The following is a 21,652-nucleotide window of genomic DNA, read 5'->3' on the forward strand; positions in this document are numbered from 1 at the left end:
CCGATTCAGCTTGGAGATTATATACAAAAAGAAAACCTGTTAGACCATCCGGTCAACAGGCTTGTGCACTATCCCATATGCTTTTTGTACATCCATAGCTGACCGCTCTTGATGACACGAGCCATCTGACCGACCAGAGACATTTTTCCCATGCTGGCAAAGCCTTCCTTTTTGCCGAGAGAACCGAGGAATCCTTTGTGCTTGAGAGCAGGTAATGAAGCTGGATACTCTTCGCCTTTGATGTCTTTTTTCAACATCAAGGCCACTTGCTCGCCTTGGATCTCAGCGGTTTGTGCGCTAGGCGCGATGATGGTGCTTGCACAGTCACCTACCACATACACGTTCGTATGGGATGGGATTTGATGATACTGATTTAATTTGGCGCGTCCGATGTTGTCTGTTTCGATCGGCAGAGAGCGCACGATTTTGTTCGCTTGAATACCTGCTGTCCATACAATAACATCACTTTCAACAGGCTGGTTGTGGTTGTACACGATCCCTTGCTCGATGCTAGTGACATTCGCCATGGAAACAAGCTGTACATCGTGCTCAATGAACCATTGAGAAGCATATTCCTGAAGCTTTTTCGGGAATGGGCTCAAAATGTTTTGACCGCGGTCGATGATGCGTACATTCAGGTCGGGACGGCTCTCGCGCAGCTCAGCAGCCATTTCCACTCCGGAAAGACCACCGCCCACAACGCTAACCGTGCCGTATGGGTTCACATTATTGATTGCCATGTATGTGTTGCGAGTAGCTCCCATGGTTTGAATTGAACATGTAAATTGATCAGCACCAGGGATATCATGGTAACGATCCTCACAACCCAATCCAATTACAAGCCAATCGTAGGAGAGGGTGTCCCCGTTAGCAAAATTGACGACCTGCTCGTCCAATTCCACGCCAGCAATTTCACCGTATTTGACGGTCAGGCGTGGATCGTTTGGAAAATTAACACGCAGGTGAGATTCCGGTGTAGTACCTGCCGCCAGAGCGTAATACTCTGTTTTCAAGCCATGAAACGGCATACGGTCTACGAGGGTTATAAACACGTCATCTGGTAAATCAGGGGACAGGACTCGCTCAATAATACGAAGACCCCCGTATCCTCCTCCAAGGATCACAAGTCGTTTCATAGAAGGTCTAGTCCTTTCTTCTGTCCGTTTTTTACAGCACCCACTCTATTTTTAGTCTCTTTCACTAAAAATGCAAGCAGAATCTTTTTCCCGTTTTCTCCGCTGGATTTTTATCAAAGTCGAGGTACAATAAAGTACGTGATGATGTCGAAATAATCGGTAGGTGACAATAGATGAAACCACTAGTAGAATTTTGCGCGAGCAATGTTTCCTCCTATACGCAATCCGTCGTGGATGCATTGGAAAATGATCCTGATCTGGATGTGGACGTACTCGAGTACGGCTGTCTGGGGTATTGCGGAGAATGCTACATGGAGCCATTCGCGCTCGTAAACGGCACATTGGTACAAGCTCCAACAGCCGATGAATTACTGGTGAAAATCAAGAATAAATTACGGGAGGAAGAAGAGCTGCTGGATGCAGACTTTCCTCTGTAGGTTGTTCTCTTAGGATGTTCATTGGGGAGCATGATCAACCGTGCACGTATCAAAATAGTAAAGCTGATGCCCAAGTGATTTGGAGCATCAGCTTTTTTTATGGATTAATGTTCTTTGATCACGTTGTAGAAGGTATCGCGTTCCAGCGCGCGTTTTCCTGCGCCTTTGATCAACCAAACCAACTCATCTACAGTCAGAGCTTGCTGGGTAAGTGCACCGGCTGAGTGGCTGATGCGCTCCTCGATCAAGGTTCCGTGAGCATCGGAAATTCCCATTTGCAGAGAAAGTTGTGTGAGCTGGGTACCGATGTTGATGAAGTATGCTTTGACATGCTGGAAGTTATCGAGCATCAGACGGCTGATCGCCATTGTTTTCAAATCATCAATGGCAGAGTTGCGGCGTTTGATGCCAGCTGTTGCTTGGATCGGTTGAACTGCCAATGGAATGAATACCATGAAGCCGTTTGTGTCATCTTGCAGCTCGCGCAGGCGGAGCATGTGGATCACGCGCTCTTCCAATGTCTCGATGGAGCCGTACAGCATGGTGGTATGTGTTTTCAACCCCAACTCATGAGCCGTACGGTGTACTTGCAGGTACATGTCAGTACTTGCTTTTTCCGGGCTCATTTTCATACGATAGCGCTCAGTCAAAATCTCAGCGCCACCGCCAGTGAGGCTTTGGAGACCAGCTTTCATCAGCTCTTGCAAAACCTCGCGGATGGATAGACCGGAAATGCGGGAGAAGAACTCAATCTCCGCACCTGTGTACGATTTAATCGTCACATCCGGGTACGCTTTTCTCAAGGTACGAAGGGTGTCGAGGTAGTATTCAAATGGCTTGTGCTGGTTATGTCCGCCAACGATATGAAATTCACGGATACCCGGATGGAAGCGAGTTTCTACATAATGAAGCAACTCTTCCATGCTCATCGTGTAGGCACCTTCATCCCCTTCATCGCGACGGAAGCCACAGAATCTGCAATGAGCTTCACATACGTTCGTTGGGTTGATGTACAGATTTTGCAAAAAGTAAACGTTATCCTGATTCTTGCGATAGTTAACAACGTTAGCCAATTGTCCAATCGTCAAAAGATCGTTGGAATTAAAAAGGGTGACACCGTCTTCCAAGGTAAGTCTTTCGCCATGCATGACTTTTTCTGCGATTCCGGCGAGAGATTTGTCTTGTATGGCAATCGTTTCAAGCGCCATTCCAAACACTTCCTTTCAAAGTCAATGGTTCTTAGATGAAAGAGCTTTAATCCAGTCGTACCCAATCGATATTCGTTCCATGGGAGTGGAAAGGCTCTTAGGAATAGAGTAAATCTCGGGCAACAAGAGCACCTATATTATAAACCTCTTGGTAAGTACGAACAATATCATAAGTTCTCCAACTCTACACTTGGCTCCTCTTCGTCAGATTTTCCTCTCTCACGGTGATAAAAAGCTGTTATTTCTATGTGCGAAATATTGTAAAATACTAACAATTATCGGCATTTTCTGGGCGTTAATTGGGGAAAGTGGGAATTTTTGTTTGCGAAATTCTAGCTGTTCTTGTAAAATATAGTAAGAAAGCCTGATCTATTACTAGGAGGAGCTTCAAATGCGGGACGTTTTGCTCGAGAAAATCGAACTCCTTCGACAGCGTATGGTAAATATGGGGTTAGAGTTTGGGTTAGATCATCCAGATGTCCTAGAATACAGTATACAAATTGATCAACTACACAACGAACTGAACCAGATCGATCATAGTCTGTCTAAGGCAGGGAACCGGAAGAAAGCTTATAGATTTTATCTAATGGAAAATAATGCACATTTTGCATAGGAAGGGGAAACCCTTCTTTTTTATTTGTAAAGAGAGAATGAGCGCGTAAAGTGCAGGGGAACCTTGTGGGAAGAAGCGTTTCTTAGTAAACTGAATATACTGGTTGTAACAAGTGCAGGAATAAAGAGCCTGTGAAGGAGGGAAAGAAGCATGATTACATTGACAGAGCGCGCCAGTCTGAAAGTAAAAGAAATGCTGGCAGCAGAAGGTAAGCCCGATGTGTTTTTGCGGGTAGGTGTCAGAACAGGTGGTTGCAGCGGCTTTACCTACGGGATGGGCTGGGACGAAGAGATGAAAGAAGGCGACGAGACCTTCGAGCAAAACGGTGTGAAAATTGTTGTCGATAAGGACAGCTACCCATACATTAAAGGTACAGAGATCGACTTCAAGGAATCGATGATGGGCGGAGGCTTCTCTATCGAGAATCCGAATGCAGTCGCTTCTTGTGGGTGTGGCTCTTCGTTTAAGACGGCACTCGCTGAAGGCAAAGCGGAGAAATGTGACGACTAAGGCCTTTGCTAGTATTTGGTGAATAAGACTAATAGAGACCTCTTTGACTTGTGCGGAAATTTCGCATGAGTGGAAGAGGTTTTTTTGTTGGGAGTATTCGGATGAAAATTTCTAAATCGTGTCACAAAATGACGCCTTTGTTTGTTATACGTGCGAATCGGAGGTGAGAGGGCTTGGATCATAACGAAATGGAGCAAGCGCTAAAGGAGGTCAAAGCGGGGGATATCGACCAATTTGGTTTGATCATCGATGCGATGCAAAAGCCGTTGTTCGTGTACTGCTATCACATGCTAGGACACCGACAGGAAGCGGAGGATGCAGTTCAGGAGGTTTTCTTGAAAGCATTCGAGCAGCTGTATAGCTATCGGCACACCGTTTCTTTTTCGGCATGCCTTGAATCCTGCTCTGACGAAAAAAGAGTTACTGATGATTGCCGGATTGCCGAAAATTTAAAATAGATCCGCCTGACCAAAAATGTAACATTTATCCAAACATACACGTACTTACGAGAGCAGCTCCTTTTTGGAGACTGCTCTTAGCTCACTTTTAGGCAAAAGCATGAGTAAGGAGTGAAGAAGTTGGCTGATGTTACGCAAGAACAAAAAGGCTTACAGTGGCTTTTGCTGGGGGCATTTGGGATCGGCTTACTGTTTGACTGGATGTTTTACGGTAAAGGCTTGGGCATCTCTTATCTGTTGTTCGTAATCGGCTTGTACGGTCTTTTTATTTGGCAGGCTAGGCAGCGCATTCATATACGCTTTTCTCGAAAGCAAGTATTCGACTGGATATGGACGCTTCCGATTTTTCTTTTGGCCTTTACCTTTTTTCTATTTTCCAATCCGCATTTTCACCTGTTCAACCTGTTACTGATCCCGTTTCTATTCGTGATCCAAACGATCCTGATTACCAAGCGCCATCAAGCGAAATGGTTCGAGGCAGGCTTTTTCATGGAGATGATGGAGACACTGCTCCTTTACACCCCGAAGTATACGCGCCTGCCATTTAGGCTGACAAAGGAATGGATCAAGGGTAGGTTGAATCAGGAGAAGTATGGGGTGATGAAGAAGGTCTTCATAGGAATCGGCATCTCGGTGCCTCTATTGGTGATTGTACTCTCCTTGCTCTCGAATGCGGATAGTGTGTTTGGCCATTTTCTGGGTCAAATACCGCGAAGGGTGATTGATGTCGATTCACTTGAAGCAATCTTTCGAATGATGCTAATCGGGCTCATTACGATCCTTGTGTTTGCTTACATGTATTCTCTTTTCGGGAAACGAGAAGAAGTAGTGGAATTGCCTGTACCCGGAGATGACAAAAAGATCGTCTGGGACGGAGTTATCCTTGTAACGATTCTGGCGATCATCAATATGGTGTACACAGCGTTTACATACATTCAGATATCGTATTTGTTCAGCGGGGCGAAGCGAGTTTTACCAGATGAACTGACGTACGCCGAGTATGCTAGAAATGGCTTCAATGAGCTGGTGACGGTCACCGTCATTAATTTCTTGATTCTCCTATGCACGATGCACTTTGCATCACGGGCAAAACCAATACTCTACCGGATCATTCAAGTTCTGCTGAGTATGCTGACGATTTGTACGGGTTTCATGCTCGTGTCTGCCTATTTTCGCCTCTCGCTGTATGAGGATGCTTACGGGTATACGCATACGCGGCTGTTAGCTCACGTTTTCATGATATTTCTGTTTGTGCTGTTTATCATTGCTCTCTTGAAAATTTGGCGCGACCGTTTCTCCCTGATCAAGTATTACACGATTGTGACACTAGTGAGTTACGTCATTCTGAATTACATCAATATGGACGTCATCATTGCCAAAAACAATGTACAGCGCTATCATGCGACTGGACACATCGACATCGAGTATTTGAGCGAGCTGTCTTATGACGCCATACCAGTGGTTATGGAGCTTGTGCGGGATAAAAAGGTAGAAGAGAGGTTTATGGAGATGCTTCAGGAGCGGAAAGAGATTTTGTATGAGGACAATAGCTGGCAGTCCTTTAATCTCTCGGAGTATCGGGCGAAAGCTTATCTTCCATGAAATTAGAGGACGGAGACGAGGTGATCTATCGTCTCCGTTTTGTTTGGAACAAGAAAAGATAGAACAAGATTCCCACAGAGATGATGACCACGGTCCCTGTAAATAGATAATCGTTCCATACTAGATTGGCGGAACTGATAGGCATGGCACCAGGACCTAACGCTTGCAAGTCCTCTCCAGCAGCTGACTTGATGGCTGTTCGTGTACAGATGTTGGTCTCTAGCTCATTTAGCTCCCAATAAGACGCATAGACAAGATATTCTTGACCTGGTTGAAAAGGGATGCCGCATGCACCTCCAAGACCGCTGGTGACGATCTGAACTTGTGTCTGATCCACTCCTTTCCACGTGGACTGCACCTCGAAAATAACGTCAAAGCCCCCTCGCTCTGGTTTATCCCAAAAGGGAAGCCAACGAAGCCAATCTGTTCGCTCATTTACCTGAAGCACCTTGCCTGTAAATACAGCAGCAGACTGATCCTTTGCTGTTAAAGGGTCAGGAGGTGTGGCACAACTACAGGCCGACGCAGGAAAAGGCTGGATGAAAAAGGTGAAAAGAATTACTAACGAGAAAAATGTAAGAATACCTTGAGCGTTCCTAAAAATCATCACTGATCCACTCCTCTAAACCATAAGACGGGGAAAAGAGAGGATTGTTCCAAAAATGATGACAACGATTATTTTGTGTATCCTGGTGGGAATAATCTTTCTTGCCTACCATACGACTTATGTCAAAACATCGACAGTGAAGCTGACGATCCCTTCAGTACCGCCACTTACATTCGTTCATCTTTCCGATCCTCATGGACGAACACGGTTTTGGAATGGAGAGTTGCACAAACTGGTGAATGTTCACGATCCGGATTTGGTGATGGTGACGGGAGATTTGACACAGCACAGCGGGCAGTTGACACGTGTGTTGAATGAGCTTGTGAAAATAAAGAGCGAGGATGGGATATTCTTCGTTCCTGGCAATTACGAGAGAGAAGCGGGAAGATTTCGCAAAAAGGTCTATTCCGCTGCTGTTTCCCGTTCTCAAAAAGAGGCTTGGCAACAGGTCATGACAGTGTTGGAAAACGAGAGTACCGTGATCGAAAAGGACGGCAGTCGCATTTGGATATACGGTTTCGATAATTCGATTTACGGAAATGAACGGCGTCCTAGGAAAGAGCCCCAGCAGGCGAACTTGACGATATTTTTGGCTCACTCTCCCAATATTATCTCGATGATTCACAACGAGGGTTTGAAAGCTGACCTTCTCTTGACCGGACACACACACGGGGGACAAGTTCGCTTGTTCAATCGTACTGTTGGTGCCTACAAGCATTTTCATGTCGGGCAAAAAGAGGATCAATTCGTTGGCGTATTTGGCATCAGTCGCGGGCTTGGTACTTCCAGGCTGCCAATCCGGCTGAATTGCTTTCCAGAGATTACGGTATACGCGATCAATCAATCATGAACGCTCGTGTTCATCAATCGTTCCCCAATTCGTCACTGTTCGTTCACACGATCCCAGATTTTGGATTGATTTCATCGAGTAAGATGGAAGTGTAGAAAAAGAAGAAAGAAGGGGTCATTGTGAACAAGAAGTGGGGTATGTTGGTTTCTTCAGTTGCATTGTCTGCAATGTTGATTACAGCATGCGGCGGAGGAAAGGATCAAGCTGCTAGCACGGATGCAGCGGCTCCGGCAGCAACTACTGGCACACAAGTGAATATCGAAGCTAGTAACTGGAAATTCAATCAAGAAACCTTTGAAGTAAAAGCTGGCGAAGAGTTCACGCTCAACTTTAAGTCGACAGAAGGCTTTCACGGTATTGGTATCCAAGGGCTGGATGTAGACCTCCAAAAAGATGGCAGCAAAACGATGAAAATCGATACAGCTGGTGAGTACACCATCTTTTGCAACGTGATTTGTGGACCGGACCATGGCAAAATGGTAGCAAAATTAGTCGTGAAATAATTCGATTCTCTTATTGGAATAAAACAACAAACAAGCACTTTGGCCTGCATAGCGGGTCAAGGTGTTTTTTCATTTCACAGGTGGGGACATACTACATGGGCAGCCACTCATCGAGTAAGGGAGGGAACCACATGTCCAAGCACAACAATAAAGACAAACGCCCAACAGAAGCATCCGCCGGCTCACGCAGCACTCCTCCGAAAACGGGAGAGAACACCGGGCATAATTTGCGGAAAGAAGATCGATCGTAGCATACGGCTAAATTGAAAGCAGGAAAGAGTCCTCCCATGACGGGGAGGGCTTTTTTGCTTGTTATATACATGTTTTTTCGATTTTTGCACATGGTAAGGAGGAAAAGTTTTCAAGTCGGTGATGCGATCCAAAAAGGAGATGAGTGACACTGGATAAGAAACACTACTACGTGACCTTGCAAGCGGGAACGACCGTGGCAGAAATCCGCGATGAAAAAGGCTCCGCCACGTACGATTTTGAGATCGAAGCGACCGATGTTCAAGTAGGCATGATGCGCGATTTGTTCAATAACTGCGTCCATGGCGATTTCATGATGTGGATGCATGGGCATACGCTATGGTCTGACATGCCGGATCGGGACAACGACGAATACGATGACAACCTGAGGGCCATCTACCAACTCATTTATCAGTATGGCACCGAAAAAACAAAAAGTGATCTCGAGCAAATGGGCCTTGTAAAACTATTGGGGCTGGATAGAGAAGAGTTGCGCCCTTTTTAACGGATCAATCATAGACGTTTTCTAACAGAAGGAGTGAACAGCATGAAGATGTGGAAGCAAGGAATGATGACAACAGCGCTGGTAATGGGTCTCGCCGTGCCAGGTGTTGCGCTGGCCCAAGATGTATCTGCAACAGTTACCCAGGTGATCAAGCCGACTCACAGCCATGATGAGCATGGGGAGAAGTACATGAAGGTGCGACACAGCTCAAACAGAGGCTTTCATCAAAAAATGTACATGCTCTTGCTAGCGGAAAAATATGCACCAGATAGCGTGGTGAAATGGCAGGCAGCGTTTAAAGAACGCGATCGGTTAATGAGCGAGTTCGAGGCGCTGAGTGACGACCCGAAGTGGCAAGCGAAGCGTGAAGAACGAAAGCAACTGATCAACAAGCTGAATGAACAAGTGAAAAAGGGTGAAATCACCAACGAACAGATGGAAAAGCAGTTCAAGGAATGGAAAGATAAAAACATGGGGCCAAAAGAAGAGCGTGACGCCCGAAAAGTTCGGATCGAGCAAATGAAAAAAACACACGAAGCTTTTGACTCGGCGATTGAATCTGGCGATACAGCCAAGATTAAAGAGTCACTCCAGCAAATGCTGGAACAAATGCAAGCAAACAATTCTCGCATGGCGGAAAAGCTGGCCATGAAGAAAAAATAACGTTTCGGACAAAAAAAGGACGTGACCGACTTACTGGTACGCGTCCTTTTCCATATCTGTTACAAGCATAGCAGGGGTCCATTCATTCAGGAAGACCCTCTGTTCGGTTTGGCAGGAGGGACACCAGCCTGTATGGATGCATTGGTGGCGCGTACGATCTATGTAACCGTTGTCCATCTTGGCATCGTCTATCTCCCGGTACGGGCTGTAGCTCCCATAAAAGTCATACAGACGGCCTGCATCTTGCAGAGCTTGACCGCACGTTGAACACGCTTGTTGGAGCGGCGTGAAGCCATTGCAAACTGGGCACAGATGATTCAAAGCGTAATCGCCTCCTCGTTGCTTCTACTGTGCACGCCAACAAAAGCGGTTATGCAATGGAATTAAAAATCCCTGTCGCAGCCATCGGAGGCAACAACAGGGACCAAACATTTTTACGATTTGAAGTTGTCCATGCTTGAAGAATGACCAGGCTGCAATTTGGCATCCGGATTAAAGTAGGAAACCGCGTTGTTTACAGCAGTAGGTGCTTCACCAAATCCGACAGCGATCAGCTTGACCTTACCAGGGTAGGTTGCGATATCGCCTGCTGCGAAAATGCCTGGAATGTTTGATTCCATGCGGGTATCGACCACGATAGAGCCTTTTTCGAGTTCCAGCCCCCAGTTCTTGATCGGACCGAGAGAGGAGATGAAGCCGAAGTTGACAATGACTGCATCAACTTCCAGATCGATTTCTTCTTTTGTCGTGCAATGGGCCAGCGTGAGTTTTTCGATGCGCTCCTCGCCGTGCAAAGCTGCAATTTCGTATGGTGTCGTGACGTTTACTTTGGAGGACATGAGCATTTCTACGCTGTGTTCATGTGCGCGGAACTTGTCTCTGCGATGGATGAGGTATACTTCTTTTGCGATAGGTTCTAGCATGAGGGACCAGTCCAGAGCGGAATCACCGCCGCCAATAACAGCTACACGCTGTCCCTTGAAGGAGTTCAGATCGGTAACAAAATAGTGCAGATTGGATTTTTCATATTTGACGGCATCTGGGTGTTCCAGCCTGCGAGGTTCGAACGCTCCTACCCCGGCAGTGATGATTACGGATTTGGAGTAGTGAGTGCCTTTGTCCGTTGTGATTTCAAACACATCGTCTACTTTTTTTACGACATTTTCCACTTTTTCTTCCAGACAAACGGTTTGCTGAAATTGGGAAATCTGATCTTTCAGATTATTGATCAAATCTTGTGCTAAAACCTTTGGAAATCCGGCTACATCATATATGTACTTCTCCGGATAAAGAGCGGATAACTGCCCACCTAACTGGGGCATGCTCTCAATGATTTTTACACTGGCCTGCCTCATCCCGCCGTAAAAAGCGGTAAATAACCCGGCAGGGCCGCCACCAATGATCGTAATGTCGTAGATTTGCTCGTCCTTTTGCAGAAAGTTCAATCCAAAGCACCTCCGAATTAATCGTAAGCGAACTCCTCAACCATTATAACCCATACAAGTAGAAAAACAGGAGAGAAAATTCGAAAGATGATAGGCAGAAAAACCTTGCAAATCCAATCGGTTGCCGATAAGATGAGGATGACTGTAAAGAAATTGTCACATTTTTCTATGTCTGACTTTGTGCATTTTTTCACAGAGTGGTTCGGATGACATCACAGGGCAATAATTCCGATACTACACGGATCATGAAATGGGGCATCTTAATCTGTATCAGACCACGTGAAAAATAGCACAATCTTCCTAAAGTTACCATGAACAATGACATCATACATGATTGGAAGGGATACTGATGGGTACACCCAAAATCCTGATTCTTGGCGCTGGATACGGTGGTTTGCTCACAACGTTGCAGCTACAGAAAAAGCTCAACTACAATGAGGCAGAAATCACCTTGGTCAACAAGCACAACTATCACTACATTACGACTTGGCTGCATGAGCCGGCTGCAGGTACGGCACCTGCGGATCATGCACGCGTCAGTCTGGATGGCATTTTAAACAAGGATAAAGTCAACTTTGTCAAAGGAACGGTGCAAGCCATTCAGTCAGAGGAGCAGACCGTCACGCTCGAAAATGGCGAGGTGCTTTCGTATGACTATCTCGTCATCGGATTGGGCAGCGAGCCAGAAACGTTCGGAATTGAGGGACTCAAGGAGCATGCGTTTAGTATTCGCAGCATCAATGCAGTCCGCAATATTCGCGAGCACATTGAATACATGTTCTCCAAATTTAAAAATGAGCCGGATCGTACTGACTACCTCACGTTTGTTGTGGGTGGAGCTGGCTTTACAGGCATTGAGTTTTGCGGAGAGCTCGGCGATCGTCTGCCAGAGCTGTGCCGAGAATTTGATGTCGACCCAGAACTGGTGAAAGTCTACTGCATTGAGGCAGCACCAACTGCATTACCTGGCTTTGATCCAGAGCTGATCCAATACGCAATGGATGTATTGGAGAGAAAAGGCATCGAGTTTAAAATTGGAACACCGATCAAGCAGTGCACCCCGGATGGCGTACTGTTGGCTACCGGTGAAGAAATCAAATCAAAGACAGTTATCTGGGCAGCAGGTGTCCGCGGCAACAGTATCGTGGAAAAAGCAGGCTTCGAAGTCATGCGCGGTCGCGTCAAGGTAGACGAATACTTGCGTGCGCCTGGACATGAGAATGTTTTTGTCGTAGGGGATTGTGCATTGATCTTTAACGAAGAAGGACGTCCTTACCCGCCAACTGCGCAAATCGCGGTACAGGAAGGCGAGACGCTGGGTGAGAATCTCGCTGCATTGGTTCGTGGCGATCTGCCTCAAAAATTCACCCCGCATTTGCAAGGGACACTGGCCTCTCTTGGAAAAGGTGAGGGCATCGGGCAAGTTGGTTCGAAAAAGCTGTTCGGCAGCACAGCAGCCATGATGAAAAAAGCGAGCGACCTCCGCTACTTGTACAAAATTGGCGGCGTCGGTCTCGCACTAAAGAAAGTAAAGCTGTAACACGATGCGTCACGCGAGCATTCAAGTCCGGGGGCTCATGGTCCGCGAAGAGATGGATCGGTACAACGCTATGATGGAAGTGGGCCTTTATCTGGAGGAACAGGGGCGACACGATTTGGCATGGCATGTACAGCGTGAAGTAGATATTCTCATCCTGCCTGCCATCGAACGGCTCAAGGAAAAGGGCCGCGAGAGGGATCGGGAAAATCTGCGATACATGATCGATAATGGGCTCCTAGATGACGAGGATGATTGATAGGTACCCCCGGCGAAGAAGAGCCGGGGGTTTCGTTTAGCTAGGACATGGGAGGAGCGAGCTGGATGCGCGAAGGGAAGGTTTGGCTAGGTGCCTGCGGGATCGTCATTCGCGGGCAAGAAGCATTGGTTGTCAAAAAAACGTATAGCGGACTAAAAGGACAATGGTCATTTCCTGCGGGATTCGTGCAGGAGGGTGAGACTGTAGATGAAGCAGCAGTGCGTGAGGTACTGGAAGAAACGGGTGTCGAGGCGGTCGTGCGACAAGTAGCGGGAATCCGTTCAGGCGTCATCCGGGAGTCCATTAGCGACAATATGGTCGTTTTTTGGATGGATTACATAGGTGGGGAACCGCGCCCGCAGGAAGGTGAGATCGCGGAGGCGAGATTTATGCAGATACAGGAGCTGCTTCATGACCCGTTGTCTTCGACTTATTTGAAAATCATATTGCCGGACTATATCAAACGGGAGCAGGGAATGACAGGTCAATCGTTTGATATCGATCCCATTTTTCAATACACGTCCTATAAAATCTTTAAGTAATCCTGCGAAAAAGCTAGATAAACTGCAATGTTTCCGCTTACATTGCGGTTTTTTTATGGTTTTTTCGCGATGAACTGCATTGTGAACCAAGGGGATATTCTGATATAGTTAGATACATCAAAATAATCTGAAAATACATGCAATTAATTCTCACGCATGTATGCCGAAAGGGGAGCTCAACATGAGACAAAAACAAGAACAATGCCCGTACTGCCATGGCCAAGGGTATTTCCAACTGCTCCTGGGGGGCTCGGAGAATTGTCCTAACTGTGACGGAGCTGGTACACAGGAAGCTCAGAAGGAAGCTGTTTCATCTCATCAATAATGATTAAGGAACCTCGCATAGAAAACCGTCGAAGCGAATGCATCGGCGGTTTTTTCTGTCAGGCATGCAACACATACGATAGGCTTCTCTTATTGACCGATCCCTCGACTTTTTGCTACACTTAATACCGAAAATAGCCCGTCTTTCCTATATTTGCCGAAGAAGTGGCAAAAGGTGGAGAAGGTGGCAGGAGGTCTTTTTCGTCGATGAACTTGATGCAATTTATGGTATCCATTGTTCTGTTCTCCGTGCTAGGGTTTGGCATTGGGTTTATTTTAAACATGATTTTGAAAACAACATGGTTTCCTGTTGTGATCGGCGTTGGTGTAGTGGTAGGTGCACTTGTCTATCAACAAATCGTTCCGGGAATTTGGGATTCGCTTATTCTGGGCTGCGGCATGGCAGGAACAGTGGCGAGTGGCTGGACCATTCAAACGCTTCGCAAAAAAGGATATCGGATGTTTTAAAACAAGTACAAGCAGGCCTTAATTTCGGGCCTGTTTTTCTTTTGGCATTTTATTGGGAAAATGTGCAACTGACTGAATATTTCTGTAATCAACCAAAATTTGTGTATACTTTCCTCCTCGTCGGGACATGACTAGAAACGAGAGGAGGTTTTCCAAGAAATGAATGGAAAGCAGTTCGTAAGTATCGTCGCGCTGTTCATCCTGGTCTTGACGGCCTTCGCAAGCGATGGATACAGCTATAATGTTGTGGGAGACCACGGTGTCTCAGCCACTTTTGGAATCAAGGAAACGAAAGAGGGGCAACGTGTCGTCAAAAAACGGACGGTATCTGCCAGTTCTCTTACTCAAGTGATTGATAAAGCGGAAGTATTTCACGATCAATATCCAAAAGTACGTGTAGTAGCGACTGGCTACTATGCTGGATACGAATCGACCGGCAAAAATCCATCTCACCCGTCCTATGGCATTACATATTCAGGTGTAAAAGTACGTAGAGACGACTATTCCACGATTGCAGCTGATTTACGCGTTTTCCCGCTGGGGACCATTTTGTACATTCCCGGTTATGGATATGGCGTTGTAGCTGACAAGGGTGGAGCGATTCGCGGCCATAAGATTGACCTGTATTTCGAGACCAAGCAGGACGTATTCTCGCAATGGGGGAAAAAATCGGTGGACGTGTACATCGTAAAAAAAGGCGAAGGCAAGGTAACGGAAGCTTTTCTGAATGGCTTGAATGAAAAAGGAATAGCAGCCATGGCGGAACCCGTCAGCGGCAAACAACAAACTGAATAGCAACTAATAAAAACGAATGAATGCCGCATCGGTGGCATGAAAGAAAAAAGAAAAAAACGTTCAAGGCAGAAGCTTTGAACGTTTTTTGTGTCATTTTGTATGGATCAAATTAACCAGCTTCTCCAGTCCTTCCAAAATGCGAGGAGAAGGGCGGCAATATAGGCCTTCTTCCAACAAATGGACCTGATTGTTTCGAATAGCGGTCATGTTCATCCACTCTGGGCGGTTTGTGATCATGTCAGGCTTGATTCGCTTCAGTTCAATTCCGCACCAGACGACACAAATATGATCGGGATTGCGTTCCATGACCATTTCCCGCGTAGCCTTGACGTTCGCGACAGGATAATCTGCAAAAATATTGGTGGCACCCGCAATCTCACTTACATCGGTCAACCAGTTTTCCTGACCAGGTGTGTAGATGGGATTCGGCCACCATTCCCAGTACAGCTTCGGTCGTTGAGCGTACTTTGCAGCCTTTTGTCGGATGCTTTCAATGGTTTCGTCAAATTGAACCGCAAGCTGCTCGGCTTGCCTCTGTGTTCCTATCGCCTCACCGACGAGTCGGATATCATGAGCGATTTCTGCGATCCGGGAAGGGTTCAGCACGATATGAGGAATTTCTCTATCGCGCAGAGCCTCTATATTTTTCTCCATACCAGGAACAGAGAGCGATGCCACGACCAGATCCGGTTGGAGGGCAGCGACCAGATCCATATCGATTGTCAAATCGGGTCCAACCCGGGGGAGATGCTGCCACTCCTGCGGCCAGTCAGAGTGATCATCCAAACCGACGACATGCTTATGCAGGCCTAAATAATACAGGATTTCGGTATTGCTGGGACAGATGGAAACAATGCGCATGGGAGCCCTCCTTTAAAAAAACGGATGGAGCAATAACGCAATCATGACGCCTAACCAACCGCCGATCAATACCTCGATCGGTTGATGACCGAGCAGTTCTTTCAGTTTTTTCGCTTTTTCCTGGTTGGGGCGTACTTTTAACGATTTCATTCCTTCTAACAGGTGGTTGAATTCATCGACCAGCTTATTTAAGACAACGGCTTGCATACCGGCATGGCGGCGGACACCTGCGGCATCAAACATCACGATCACACCGAGAATGGCAGAAATAGCGAACATGTTGCTGCCAAAACCCTCACGTAGTCCCACGGCTGTGGATAGTGCTGTCACGGCAGAAGAGTGGGAGCTGGGCATACCGCCTGTACTCAAGAGCAGTGACCATTGCCACGTTTTCGTTGCAAAAAAATGGAGGGGAATTTTGATAAATTGGGCGATCCCTATGGCTAGCAGTGCTGCCCATAAGGGGAAGTTTTCAAAAAAATCCGCCACGGAAAATCCATTCCTTTCTACTGTGCGCTTATCTCTAGGATTATTGTAACAGAAGGGCGTTGTCTTAATCCGTGAAGTTTTTGTTTGGATGTAAAGTCATTGCCAATCTGTGTTACCATGAAGACGGAAGGTTCGAAACGGAGGCATGCATCCATGGGGTATCCCGAGCAGTATTTACAGTTCATTGAAAAATTCAATGATGGCGAATACTACGAATGCCACGATCTGTTGGAAGACATCTGGATGGAAGATAAGTCAGACAAGTTTTTGCAAGGATTGCTGCAATTGTCAGTCGGACTGTATCACCAAGAATACGGCAATATAAAAGGTGCTCGCTGGATGTTAGGCAATGCACGAAAGTATTTGACTCGTTACCAGCCAGTTCATTGGGGACTGGACGTAACAAGAGTTCTTCGTTACATAGATGAATGCGAGAAATTGTTGCCGGAAAAGGATGTCATTTCTTATACAGAGGCAAAAGCCATGACGTTTCCACCCTTGCGCTTATATGTCGACACATCGTTCTAAACAAATGTGCCCATATTGTATCCTACCACAGAGAAAGAGGGAAGAGTATATGAAAGTAGCAGTAGAAAAACGCATACAGCTTGTGAATATCGCGTGTGATGAACTGATTGTTCCGCTATGGAAGGGTGAGGAGATTTCGCAAGTATACCCGGAATTGGACGAAGCTTTTAGCGGCAGTCTGAGTGGCTTGCAGCAGGACAAGGAAATTACGGGTGAGGCAAAGGAAATTACGGTTGTCCACGGAATGAACAACGTAGCTGCAAAAAAACTGTTGATCGTCGGGATGGGTGAACCAGGCAAATTTGATTTCGTCGCAGCCCGGAATGCATGGGGACGTGCAGCTAAAACGGTTGTAGGTAAAGGTAACGGCAAAACAGTGGTGATTGATTTGCCAACAACAGAGCATCTGAGTGCTGACCGTCTGTCGCAGGCAGTGACGGAAGCCTTTGGACTTGCCGAATACAATTACGAGGGCTACCGTCAAAAGGCAAAGCGTGAGTCAGACCCAATTGCGACGGTGCAAATTTTGTCAGCAGATGCCGATGCTTCATTGGTACAGGCAGGTGTTGCACGTGGTTCGGCGCTCGTATCCGGGACGAATCTGGCACGCACGCTCGTCAATGAACCAGCTAACTACTTGACTCCACGCGCATTGAAGAATGCGATGGTCGAGGTAGCAGAGCGCTATGGCATGACTGTGGAAGTAATGGAAAAAGCGAAGCTGGAAGAGCTGGGAATGGGCGGAGTGCTCTCTGTAGCGAAAGGCAGCGAGCTTGAGCCTTATGTCGTCGTAGTCAAATATCAAGGAAGAGACAAGTGGGACGATGTCATTGGCTTGATCGGTAAAGGCGTGACATTTGATACAGGTGGGATCTCCATCAAGCCAGTAGCAGGCATGGAAGACATGAAGTCGGACATGGGTGGAGCGGCTTCGATGATCGGCGCATTGGAGGCACTGGGACAGATTAAACCAAAAGTAAACGTACTGGCTGTCGTCGGTACCGTGGAAAACATGCCATCCGGAACGGCATTCCGTCCAGGGGATGTTATCACGACCATGAGCGGCAAAACGGTAGAGATCATCACGACAGACGCAGAAGGTCGCCTCGTACTGGCTGATTGCATCACTTATGCCAAAGAGCAAGGTGTGTCTTGCTTGGTGGATGCTGCTACCTTGACAGGTGGTATCGTGGTCGCGCTCGGTCATTTCTGCTCTGGCGCCATGACCAACGACAATGCACTGTTGGATGAACTGATGAAAGCAGCAGACGTGGCGGGTGAGCGCTTGTGGCAGCTCCCTACCTTCGATGAGTACCGCAGCCTGAACAAGAGTCGTTTTGCCGATTTGAAAAACTCGGGTGGACGTTATGGCCACGGCATCATCGGCGGTGTTTTCCTGCAAGAATTCGTTGGCGACACACCGTGGGTACATCTGGACATCGCGGGTACGGCGTACACAGCAAGTGCTGGCGACATGCAACCAGCTGGCGGTACCGGAGCGATGACGCGGACCATCGTTGAATTCGTTTCCAGTCGTAGTGAATAAGAGGTAGTTCAATATCCCATTTCCATATAAAAAAGGAGTGTTTTCACATGGCACAAAATCCAAGCAACGAAGCACGTCGTCAACTGCTGGAGGATGCAAAAACGATCGCAGTAGTGGGTCTGTCTAACAAGCCGGACCGCACCAGCTATATGGTATCGCAAGCCATGCAGAACGCCGGCTACACGATCATCCCGGTCAATCCTGTCATCGCGGGTGAAACGGTTTTGGGTGAAAAAGTGCTTGCCAGCCTGTCTGAGATCGATCAGCCAGTCGACATCGTCAATGTGTTCCGCCGCAGCGAAGACATGATGCCTGTTGCAGAGGAAGCATTGAAAATGCAGAACAAGCCAAAAGTGTTCTGGATGCAGCAAGGCATTGCCAACGAAGAAGCGGCTCAATTGATTGCAGATCAAGGCATCGAGGTTGTGCAGGACATGTGCATCAAGGTAGATCACGCCCTTTTGCGGGTTGGAAAATAAGAGACTGACAATCGAGGGAGTGGAAACAACATGTTTATCAACCCAGCGGCAGATACCAAGCGCGATCGCATTCCACCCAATCAAAAACAGACGACAGGCTTTCCAGTCCTGCACTATGGAGAGGTTCCCGAATATACAGATCTGTCTACGGAGTGGAGCTTTCGCCTTTTCGGTCTCGTCGAAGAAGAAGTGACGCTGACCTACGAACAAATGATGGCTATGCCAAAAGGCGGCACGACTAACGATATTCACTGCGTTACAGGCTGGAGCAAGCTGGACAATGAATGGGAAGGCATTCCGGTGGAGGAAGTTCTGAAGCTGGTAAAGGTGAAGCCGGAAGCGAAGTACGTCATGCTGCACGCTGAGCACGGATGGACTGTGAACATTCCGCTTGTCGACTTCATGAAAAACGGCAACCTGTTCGCTACGAAGCATAACGGCGAGGATTTGACCCCTGAGCACGGCTGGCCGCTGCGCTTTGTCATTCCACATCTCTATTTCTGGAAAAGCGCCAAGTGGGTGCGTGGGATTGAGTTTATGGAGAAAGACAAGCAAGGGTTTTGGGAGAAGAACGGGTACAATATGTATGGCGATCCTTGGAAAGAGCAGAGGTTTGCTTGGGATTGATTGGAAGAAAAGAGGTGGTGATTATCCGCCTCTTTTTTTATTTTAAAGGATTTAATTTCACAAGCTACTCGTTGAGGAGCTAGCTGAAAGTAAACCATCTGAAAGTTGAATAGGAGATGGGAGCACAACTCTTCAACGGAATCTGGGAAGGGTTTTTTGTCTTTTAACTGCAAAAAAAAACGAAATTCATTGTCACGAAATCCCTCCAGCTGGATCAAATAAGTGATCTAAAAATAGAAGGGAAGTCAACGAAATGAAAAAACAAACGTTTTTAGCCGTTAGTATGATGACATTGCTGTTGTCAGCAGCAGTTCCATTTGCGAGCATGCCAGAACCAGCTTATGCAGACACTCAGGCGCAATCGGCCCCGGAACCAATGAAGAAACTCGCACAATTGGACAAAAATGTCGTAGAGGCTGCCAAACAAGCCATGCAGAAGGAGGCGGGCAGTCTGCTGATCGAGTTGGATGAGATTACAGGGATGAACGCCGATTGCTGGATGATCTCAGCCAAAGACAACAGAGGCGAGGTTCTGGTTACCAAAAAAGAGGGAACCGTCGTATCTGTACGTGTTAACTTCAAGTTCAGCGAAGTGGCTACAGATTTGCAAAATACTATCATGAGCACGTTGAAAAGCATGGATGGCACACAGGCTTTTACATTTGATAAGGTAGATCGAATCAGCTCGGATATGGAAAACAGTTGGGTGTTTTGGGGGAAGAATGTAACGGCATCCATCGACGCGACAACAGGGAAGCTTAGCGTTGTTTCGATAAAATATACAAGCCAACAAATTAACCCCAAGGTGGTCGATACAGCGCAACAGGCAATGAAGGCACTATCAAACGGAAAAGCATCAGCATTGCTCCCTGAGGTCTCGCTCCTGAAGAATTCGGACTATCGCCTGGATCAGGTGTGGAGCTTCATGGATCGTGACCGTACACATAGTGTCTTCATCGGGGCGAAAACAGGGAAAGTTGTTTCAGCCATCATGTACAATGAATTCAGAGATAGCAACTATGTTTCGGACGAAGATATTCCAAAAGTGTTTGCCAAACCGTTCTATACGAAAGAAAAAGCGATTGCTGCCGCAAATCCAATGGTGAAGAAAATCTTTAATATGGATTTGACAGGATACAATGTTTCAACGAAATACAACGAGTATACCTTTACGAAAAAGGGAAAACCGACCGTTACGGCATCGATCAATAAAAAAGGGGTTTTTTATGATTTTACCGTCACTCCGGAAAACGGCATGATCAACTAGACCGTTGATCCCAACAGGATGTGGAGGTTCGGTCGATGCTTGTCTACACAAGGGCAGTCGGCTTTTTTCTACGGTTTAGGGAAACCAGAAACAAGAGTGAAACAGTTCTTGAAGCGGCACGGGAAGAATCAGCAGTGGCTATGTGCTGCTGCACCAATCAATAAAGATACAGGAACTAAACTTTGTAGAGATGAGGACTATTATCCCCCTCCCTCGGTCGGAAGGAAGGTATTGAGGGCCTTCGGCTGCTTGATCCGAATGTAAAAGAGCATGACTTCTGGACAATGTAAAAAGCTTCGTTTAACGGAGCTGTGCCTGTCGAAAAATTGCTGCAGGTAGAGCGGGTGTAGCGACAATGATTCAACCTGACCAATGGCGAGAGATACTACACGAAACGATCTTGTATGGCATGCTTTTTAAGGCAATCGCCCTTGATGCAGAAAGCCTTACTATACAACGCTAAGCAACGAGCGAACGGGCGTGCATAGTATGTTTCTGAGGGATACAGCAGTAATCAACCCGCCTGGCGCAATGTCTAGGCGGGTTGTTGTTGCTACACTGACCGTTGCAGATAGCCAGTGGATTAACATGGATAGCATCACGAATGTAAAAGCGTAACAAGGAAGATTATGGCATAGGCAATTAATAATCAATAATAAAAGAGACCGTCAGCTCAGAAAACAGAGATAGGCTAATGGTCTCTTTAATACTAAATTAATTTTCCGGTCTCGCTGAAACTCTTAATGCGAGCGCCGATTTCATCACGAACTCGTTGAAACTCAGGCCATTCTTTTCCCGCAGGATCGTCAAATCCCCAATGGACACGTTTTACATGAGAAGGAGTGGTTGGACAAACGGAATCTGCATGGCTGCATAATGTCACGACGAGATCCGCATTGTTTAATATATCAGGGTCAATGACATCAGAGCTTTGACTGGAAATGTCTATGCCAACTTCTTTCATCGCTTGAATGGCATTTGGATTGACACCATGGGCTTCAATACCAGCTGAAAAGACGTTCCACTTGTTGCTCAAGTATTTCTTTCCCCATGCTTCGGCCATTTGGCTTCGGCAAGAATTTCCTGTACATAAAAAGTAGATTGTTTTTTTGTTTTCCATGATGTACACACCTTTTCAGCTTCA

The 21,652-nt window shown here is 46.8% G+C and carries 29 protein-coding genes; 22 read left to right on the forward strand and 7 right to left on the reverse strand.

Features of this window, described 5'->3' with window-relative positions; genetic code table 11:
* Positions 1-68: 68 nt before the first annotated feature.
* Complete coding sequence (locus ACM6JA_RS22390) at positions 69-1,136, reverse strand: NAD(P)/FAD-dependent oxidoreductase (protein ID WP_007716776.1); 1,068 nt, start codon at positions 1,134-1,136, stop codon at positions 69-71.
* Positions 1,137-1,309: 173 nt separating this feature from the next.
* Between ACM6JA_RS22390 and ACM6JA_RS22395 the strand changes: the two genes are divergently transcribed.
* Entirely contained in the window at positions 1,310-1,573 is a 264-nt protein-coding gene (locus ACM6JA_RS22395) for a DUF1450 domain-containing protein (protein WP_047072975.1), read from the forward strand.
* 104 nt (positions 1,574-1,677) lie between these two features.
* On the opposite strand, the gene mqnE is transcribed toward ACM6JA_RS22395, so the two are convergent.
* Positions 1,678-2,781 carry an aminofutalosine synthase MqnE gene (gene mqnE, locus ACM6JA_RS22400; protein WP_007716767.1) on the reverse strand — a complete coding sequence of 368 codons (1,104 nt, stop codon included), beginning with the start codon at positions 2,779-2,781 and terminating at the stop codon, positions 1,678-1,680.
* 391 nt (positions 2,782-3,172) lie between these two features.
* On the opposite strand from mqnE, the gene ACM6JA_RS22405 reads away from it, so the two are divergent.
* The 4 genes from ACM6JA_RS22405 (at position 3,173) to ACM6JA_RS22420 (ending at position 5,964) form a co-directional block, all read left to right on the forward strand.
* On the forward strand, positions 3,173-3,394 hold the full coding sequence (locus ACM6JA_RS22405) for an aspartyl-phosphate phosphatase Spo0E family protein (protein WP_048034523.1): 222 nt from the start codon (positions 3,173-3,175) through the stop codon (positions 3,392-3,394).
* Between the two features lie 150 nt (positions 3,395-3,544).
* A complete protein-coding gene (erpA, locus tag ACM6JA_RS22410) occupies positions 3,545-3,904 on the forward strand; it encodes an iron-sulfur cluster insertion protein ErpA (RefSeq protein WP_007716763.1) in 360 nt (119 codons plus the stop codon).
* Between the two features lie 173 nt (positions 3,905-4,077).
* Positions 4,078-4,362, forward strand: coding sequence for a sigma factor (locus ACM6JA_RS22415; RefSeq protein WP_414854098.1), 285 nt, complete (start codon positions 4,078-4,080; stop codon positions 4,360-4,362).
* A 111-nt stretch (positions 4,363-4,473) separates the two neighbouring features.
* The gene (locus ACM6JA_RS22420; RefSeq protein ID WP_414854099.1) at positions 4,474-5,964 is read left to right on the forward strand and encodes a DUF4153 domain-containing protein; all 1,491 of its coding nucleotides are present in this window, start codon (positions 4,474-4,476) and stop codon (positions 5,962-5,964) included.
* A gap of 25 nt (positions 5,965-5,989) precedes the next feature.
* On the opposite strand, the gene ACM6JA_RS22425 is transcribed toward ACM6JA_RS22420, so the two are convergent.
* A complete protein-coding gene (locus ACM6JA_RS22425; RefSeq protein WP_414854100.1) occupies positions 5,990-6,571 on the reverse strand; it encodes a hypothetical protein in 582 nt (193 codons plus the stop codon).
* Between the two features lie 55 nt (positions 6,572-6,626).
* Here ACM6JA_RS22425 and ACM6JA_RS22430 point away from each other — a divergent pair, with 55 nt between their 5' ends.
* The 5 genes from ACM6JA_RS22430 (at position 6,627) to ACM6JA_RS22450 (ending at position 9,608) form a co-directional block, all read left to right on the forward strand.
* The gene (locus ACM6JA_RS22430; RefSeq protein WP_414854101.1) at positions 6,627-7,421 is read left to right on the forward strand and encodes a metallophosphoesterase; all 795 of its coding nucleotides are present in this window, start codon (positions 6,627-6,629) and stop codon (positions 7,419-7,421) included.
* Between the two features lie 119 nt (positions 7,422-7,540).
* Positions 7,541-7,924 (forward strand): cupredoxin domain-containing protein, encoded by a 384-nt coding sequence (locus ACM6JA_RS22435; protein ID WP_173616481.1) that lies wholly within the window; start codon positions 7,541-7,543, stop codon positions 7,922-7,924.
* Between the two features lie 394 nt (positions 7,925-8,318).
* Positions 8,319-8,678: a hypothetical protein gene (locus ACM6JA_RS22440; RefSeq protein WP_007716752.1), complete on the forward strand. Its 360-nt coding sequence runs from the start codon at positions 8,319-8,321 to the stop codon at positions 8,676-8,678.
* 42 nt (positions 8,679-8,720) lie between these two features.
* Positions 8,721-9,341 (forward strand): hypothetical protein, encoded by a 621-nt coding sequence (locus ACM6JA_RS22445; RefSeq protein ID WP_414854102.1) that lies wholly within the window; start codon positions 8,721-8,723, stop codon positions 9,339-9,341.
* A gap of 21 nt (positions 9,342-9,362) precedes the next feature.
* Entirely contained in the window at positions 9,363-9,608 is a 246-nt protein-coding gene (locus tag ACM6JA_RS22450) for a hypothetical protein (RefSeq protein ID WP_414854103.1), read from the forward strand.
* A gap of 167 nt (positions 9,609-9,775) precedes the next feature.
* Here the strand turns inward: ACM6JA_RS22450 and ACM6JA_RS22455 are convergent, their stop codons facing one another.
* Positions 9,776-10,786 carry an NAD(P)/FAD-dependent oxidoreductase gene (locus tag ACM6JA_RS22455; protein ID WP_007716744.1) on the reverse strand — a complete coding sequence of 337 codons (1,011 nt, stop codon included), beginning with the start codon at positions 10,784-10,786 and terminating at the stop codon, positions 9,776-9,778.
* Positions 10,787-11,135: 349 nt separating this feature from the next.
* Here ACM6JA_RS22455 and ACM6JA_RS22460 point away from each other — a divergent pair, with 349 nt between their 5' ends.
* From ACM6JA_RS22460 to ACM6JA_RS22485, 6 genes are all read left to right on the forward strand, one after another.
* Positions 11,136-12,326: an NAD(P)/FAD-dependent oxidoreductase gene (locus ACM6JA_RS22460; protein WP_007716743.1), complete on the forward strand. Its 1,191-nt coding sequence runs from the start codon at positions 11,136-11,138 to the stop codon at positions 12,324-12,326.
* Between the two features lie 4 nt (positions 12,327-12,330).
* The gene (locus tag ACM6JA_RS22465) at positions 12,331-12,582 is read left to right on the forward strand and encodes a hypothetical protein (RefSeq protein ID WP_007716742.1); all 252 of its coding nucleotides are present in this window, start codon (positions 12,331-12,333) and stop codon (positions 12,580-12,582) included.
* 65 nt (positions 12,583-12,647) lie between these two features.
* Positions 12,648-13,124, forward strand: coding sequence for an NUDIX domain-containing protein (locus ACM6JA_RS22470; RefSeq protein ID WP_414854104.1), 477 nt, complete (start codon positions 12,648-12,650; stop codon positions 13,122-13,124).
* A 160-nt stretch (positions 13,125-13,284) separates the two neighbouring features.
* Positions 13,285-13,449 carry a YuiA family protein gene (locus ACM6JA_RS22475; RefSeq protein WP_157966770.1) on the forward strand — a complete coding sequence of 55 codons (165 nt, stop codon included), beginning with the start codon at positions 13,285-13,287 and terminating at the stop codon, positions 13,447-13,449.
* Positions 13,450-13,655: 206 nt separating this feature from the next.
* Positions 13,656-13,916 carry a YuiB family protein gene (locus ACM6JA_RS22480; protein WP_017251331.1) on the forward strand — a complete coding sequence of 87 codons (261 nt, stop codon included), beginning with the start codon at positions 13,656-13,658 and terminating at the stop codon, positions 13,914-13,916.
* Between the two features lie 159 nt (positions 13,917-14,075).
* Entirely contained in the window at positions 14,076-14,711 is a 636-nt protein-coding gene (locus ACM6JA_RS22485) for a 3D domain-containing protein (protein WP_007716736.1), read from the forward strand.
* A gap of 90 nt (positions 14,712-14,801) precedes the next feature.
* Here ACM6JA_RS22485 and ACM6JA_RS22490 read toward each other — a convergent pair whose 3' ends face one another.
* Together ACM6JA_RS22490 and ACM6JA_RS22495 are read right to left on the reverse strand one after the other, a co-directional pair.
* Positions 14,802-15,572 (reverse strand): cobalamin-binding protein, encoded by a 771-nt coding sequence (locus tag ACM6JA_RS22490; RefSeq protein ID WP_414854106.1) that lies wholly within the window; start codon positions 15,570-15,572, stop codon positions 14,802-14,804.
* Between the two features lie 12 nt (positions 15,573-15,584).
* Positions 15,585-16,061: a divergent PAP2 family protein gene (locus ACM6JA_RS22495; protein ID WP_007716732.1), complete on the reverse strand. Its 477-nt coding sequence runs from the start codon at positions 16,059-16,061 to the stop codon at positions 15,585-15,587.
* 153 nt (positions 16,062-16,214) lie between these two features.
* On the opposite strand from ACM6JA_RS22495, the gene ACM6JA_RS22500 reads away from it, so the two are divergent.
* The 6 genes from ACM6JA_RS22500 to ACM6JA_RS22525 all read left to right on the forward strand — a co-directional run bounded on the left by ACM6JA_RS22500 (position 16,215) and on the right by ACM6JA_RS22525 (position 21,126).
* The gene (locus ACM6JA_RS22500) at positions 16,215-16,589 is read left to right on the forward strand and encodes a DUF309 domain-containing protein (protein ID WP_007716730.1); all 375 of its coding nucleotides are present in this window, start codon (positions 16,215-16,217) and stop codon (positions 16,587-16,589) included.
* A 49-nt stretch (positions 16,590-16,638) separates the two neighbouring features.
* On the forward strand, positions 16,639-18,135 hold the full coding sequence (locus tag ACM6JA_RS22505; protein WP_414854107.1) for a leucyl aminopeptidase: 1,497 nt from the start codon (positions 16,639-16,641) through the stop codon (positions 18,133-18,135).
* Positions 18,136-18,182: 47 nt separating this feature from the next.
* Entirely contained in the window at positions 18,183-18,614 is a 432-nt protein-coding gene (locus ACM6JA_RS22510; protein WP_414854108.1) for a CoA-binding protein, read from the forward strand.
* A 30-nt stretch (positions 18,615-18,644) separates the two neighbouring features.
* Positions 18,645-19,241: a sulfite oxidase-like oxidoreductase gene (locus tag ACM6JA_RS22515; RefSeq protein ID WP_414854109.1), complete on the forward strand. Its 597-nt coding sequence runs from the start codon at positions 18,645-18,647 to the stop codon at positions 19,239-19,241.
* A 253-nt stretch (positions 19,242-19,494) separates the two neighbouring features.
* Positions 19,495-20,508: a hypothetical protein gene (locus ACM6JA_RS22520; protein WP_414854110.1), complete on the forward strand. Its 1,014-nt coding sequence runs from the start codon at positions 19,495-19,497 to the stop codon at positions 20,506-20,508.
* A gap of 480 nt (positions 20,509-20,988) precedes the next feature.
* The gene (locus ACM6JA_RS22525; RefSeq protein ID WP_414854111.1) at positions 20,989-21,126 is read left to right on the forward strand and encodes a hypothetical protein; all 138 of its coding nucleotides are present in this window, start codon (positions 20,989-20,991) and stop codon (positions 21,124-21,126) included.
* A gap of 91 nt (positions 21,127-21,217) precedes the next feature.
* On the opposite strand, the gene arsC is transcribed toward ACM6JA_RS22525, so the two are convergent.
* Positions 21,218-21,628, reverse strand: coding sequence for an arsenate reductase (thioredoxin) (gene arsC, locus ACM6JA_RS22530; protein ID WP_414854112.1), 411 nt, complete (start codon positions 21,626-21,628; stop codon positions 21,218-21,220).
* Positions 21,629-21,652: the final 24 nt, after the last annotated feature.

It is taken from the genome of Brevibacillus sp. IT-7CA2, assembly GCF_949767855.1.
Lineage (GTDB): Bacteria > Bacillota > Bacilli > Brevibacillales > Brevibacillaceae > Brevibacillus.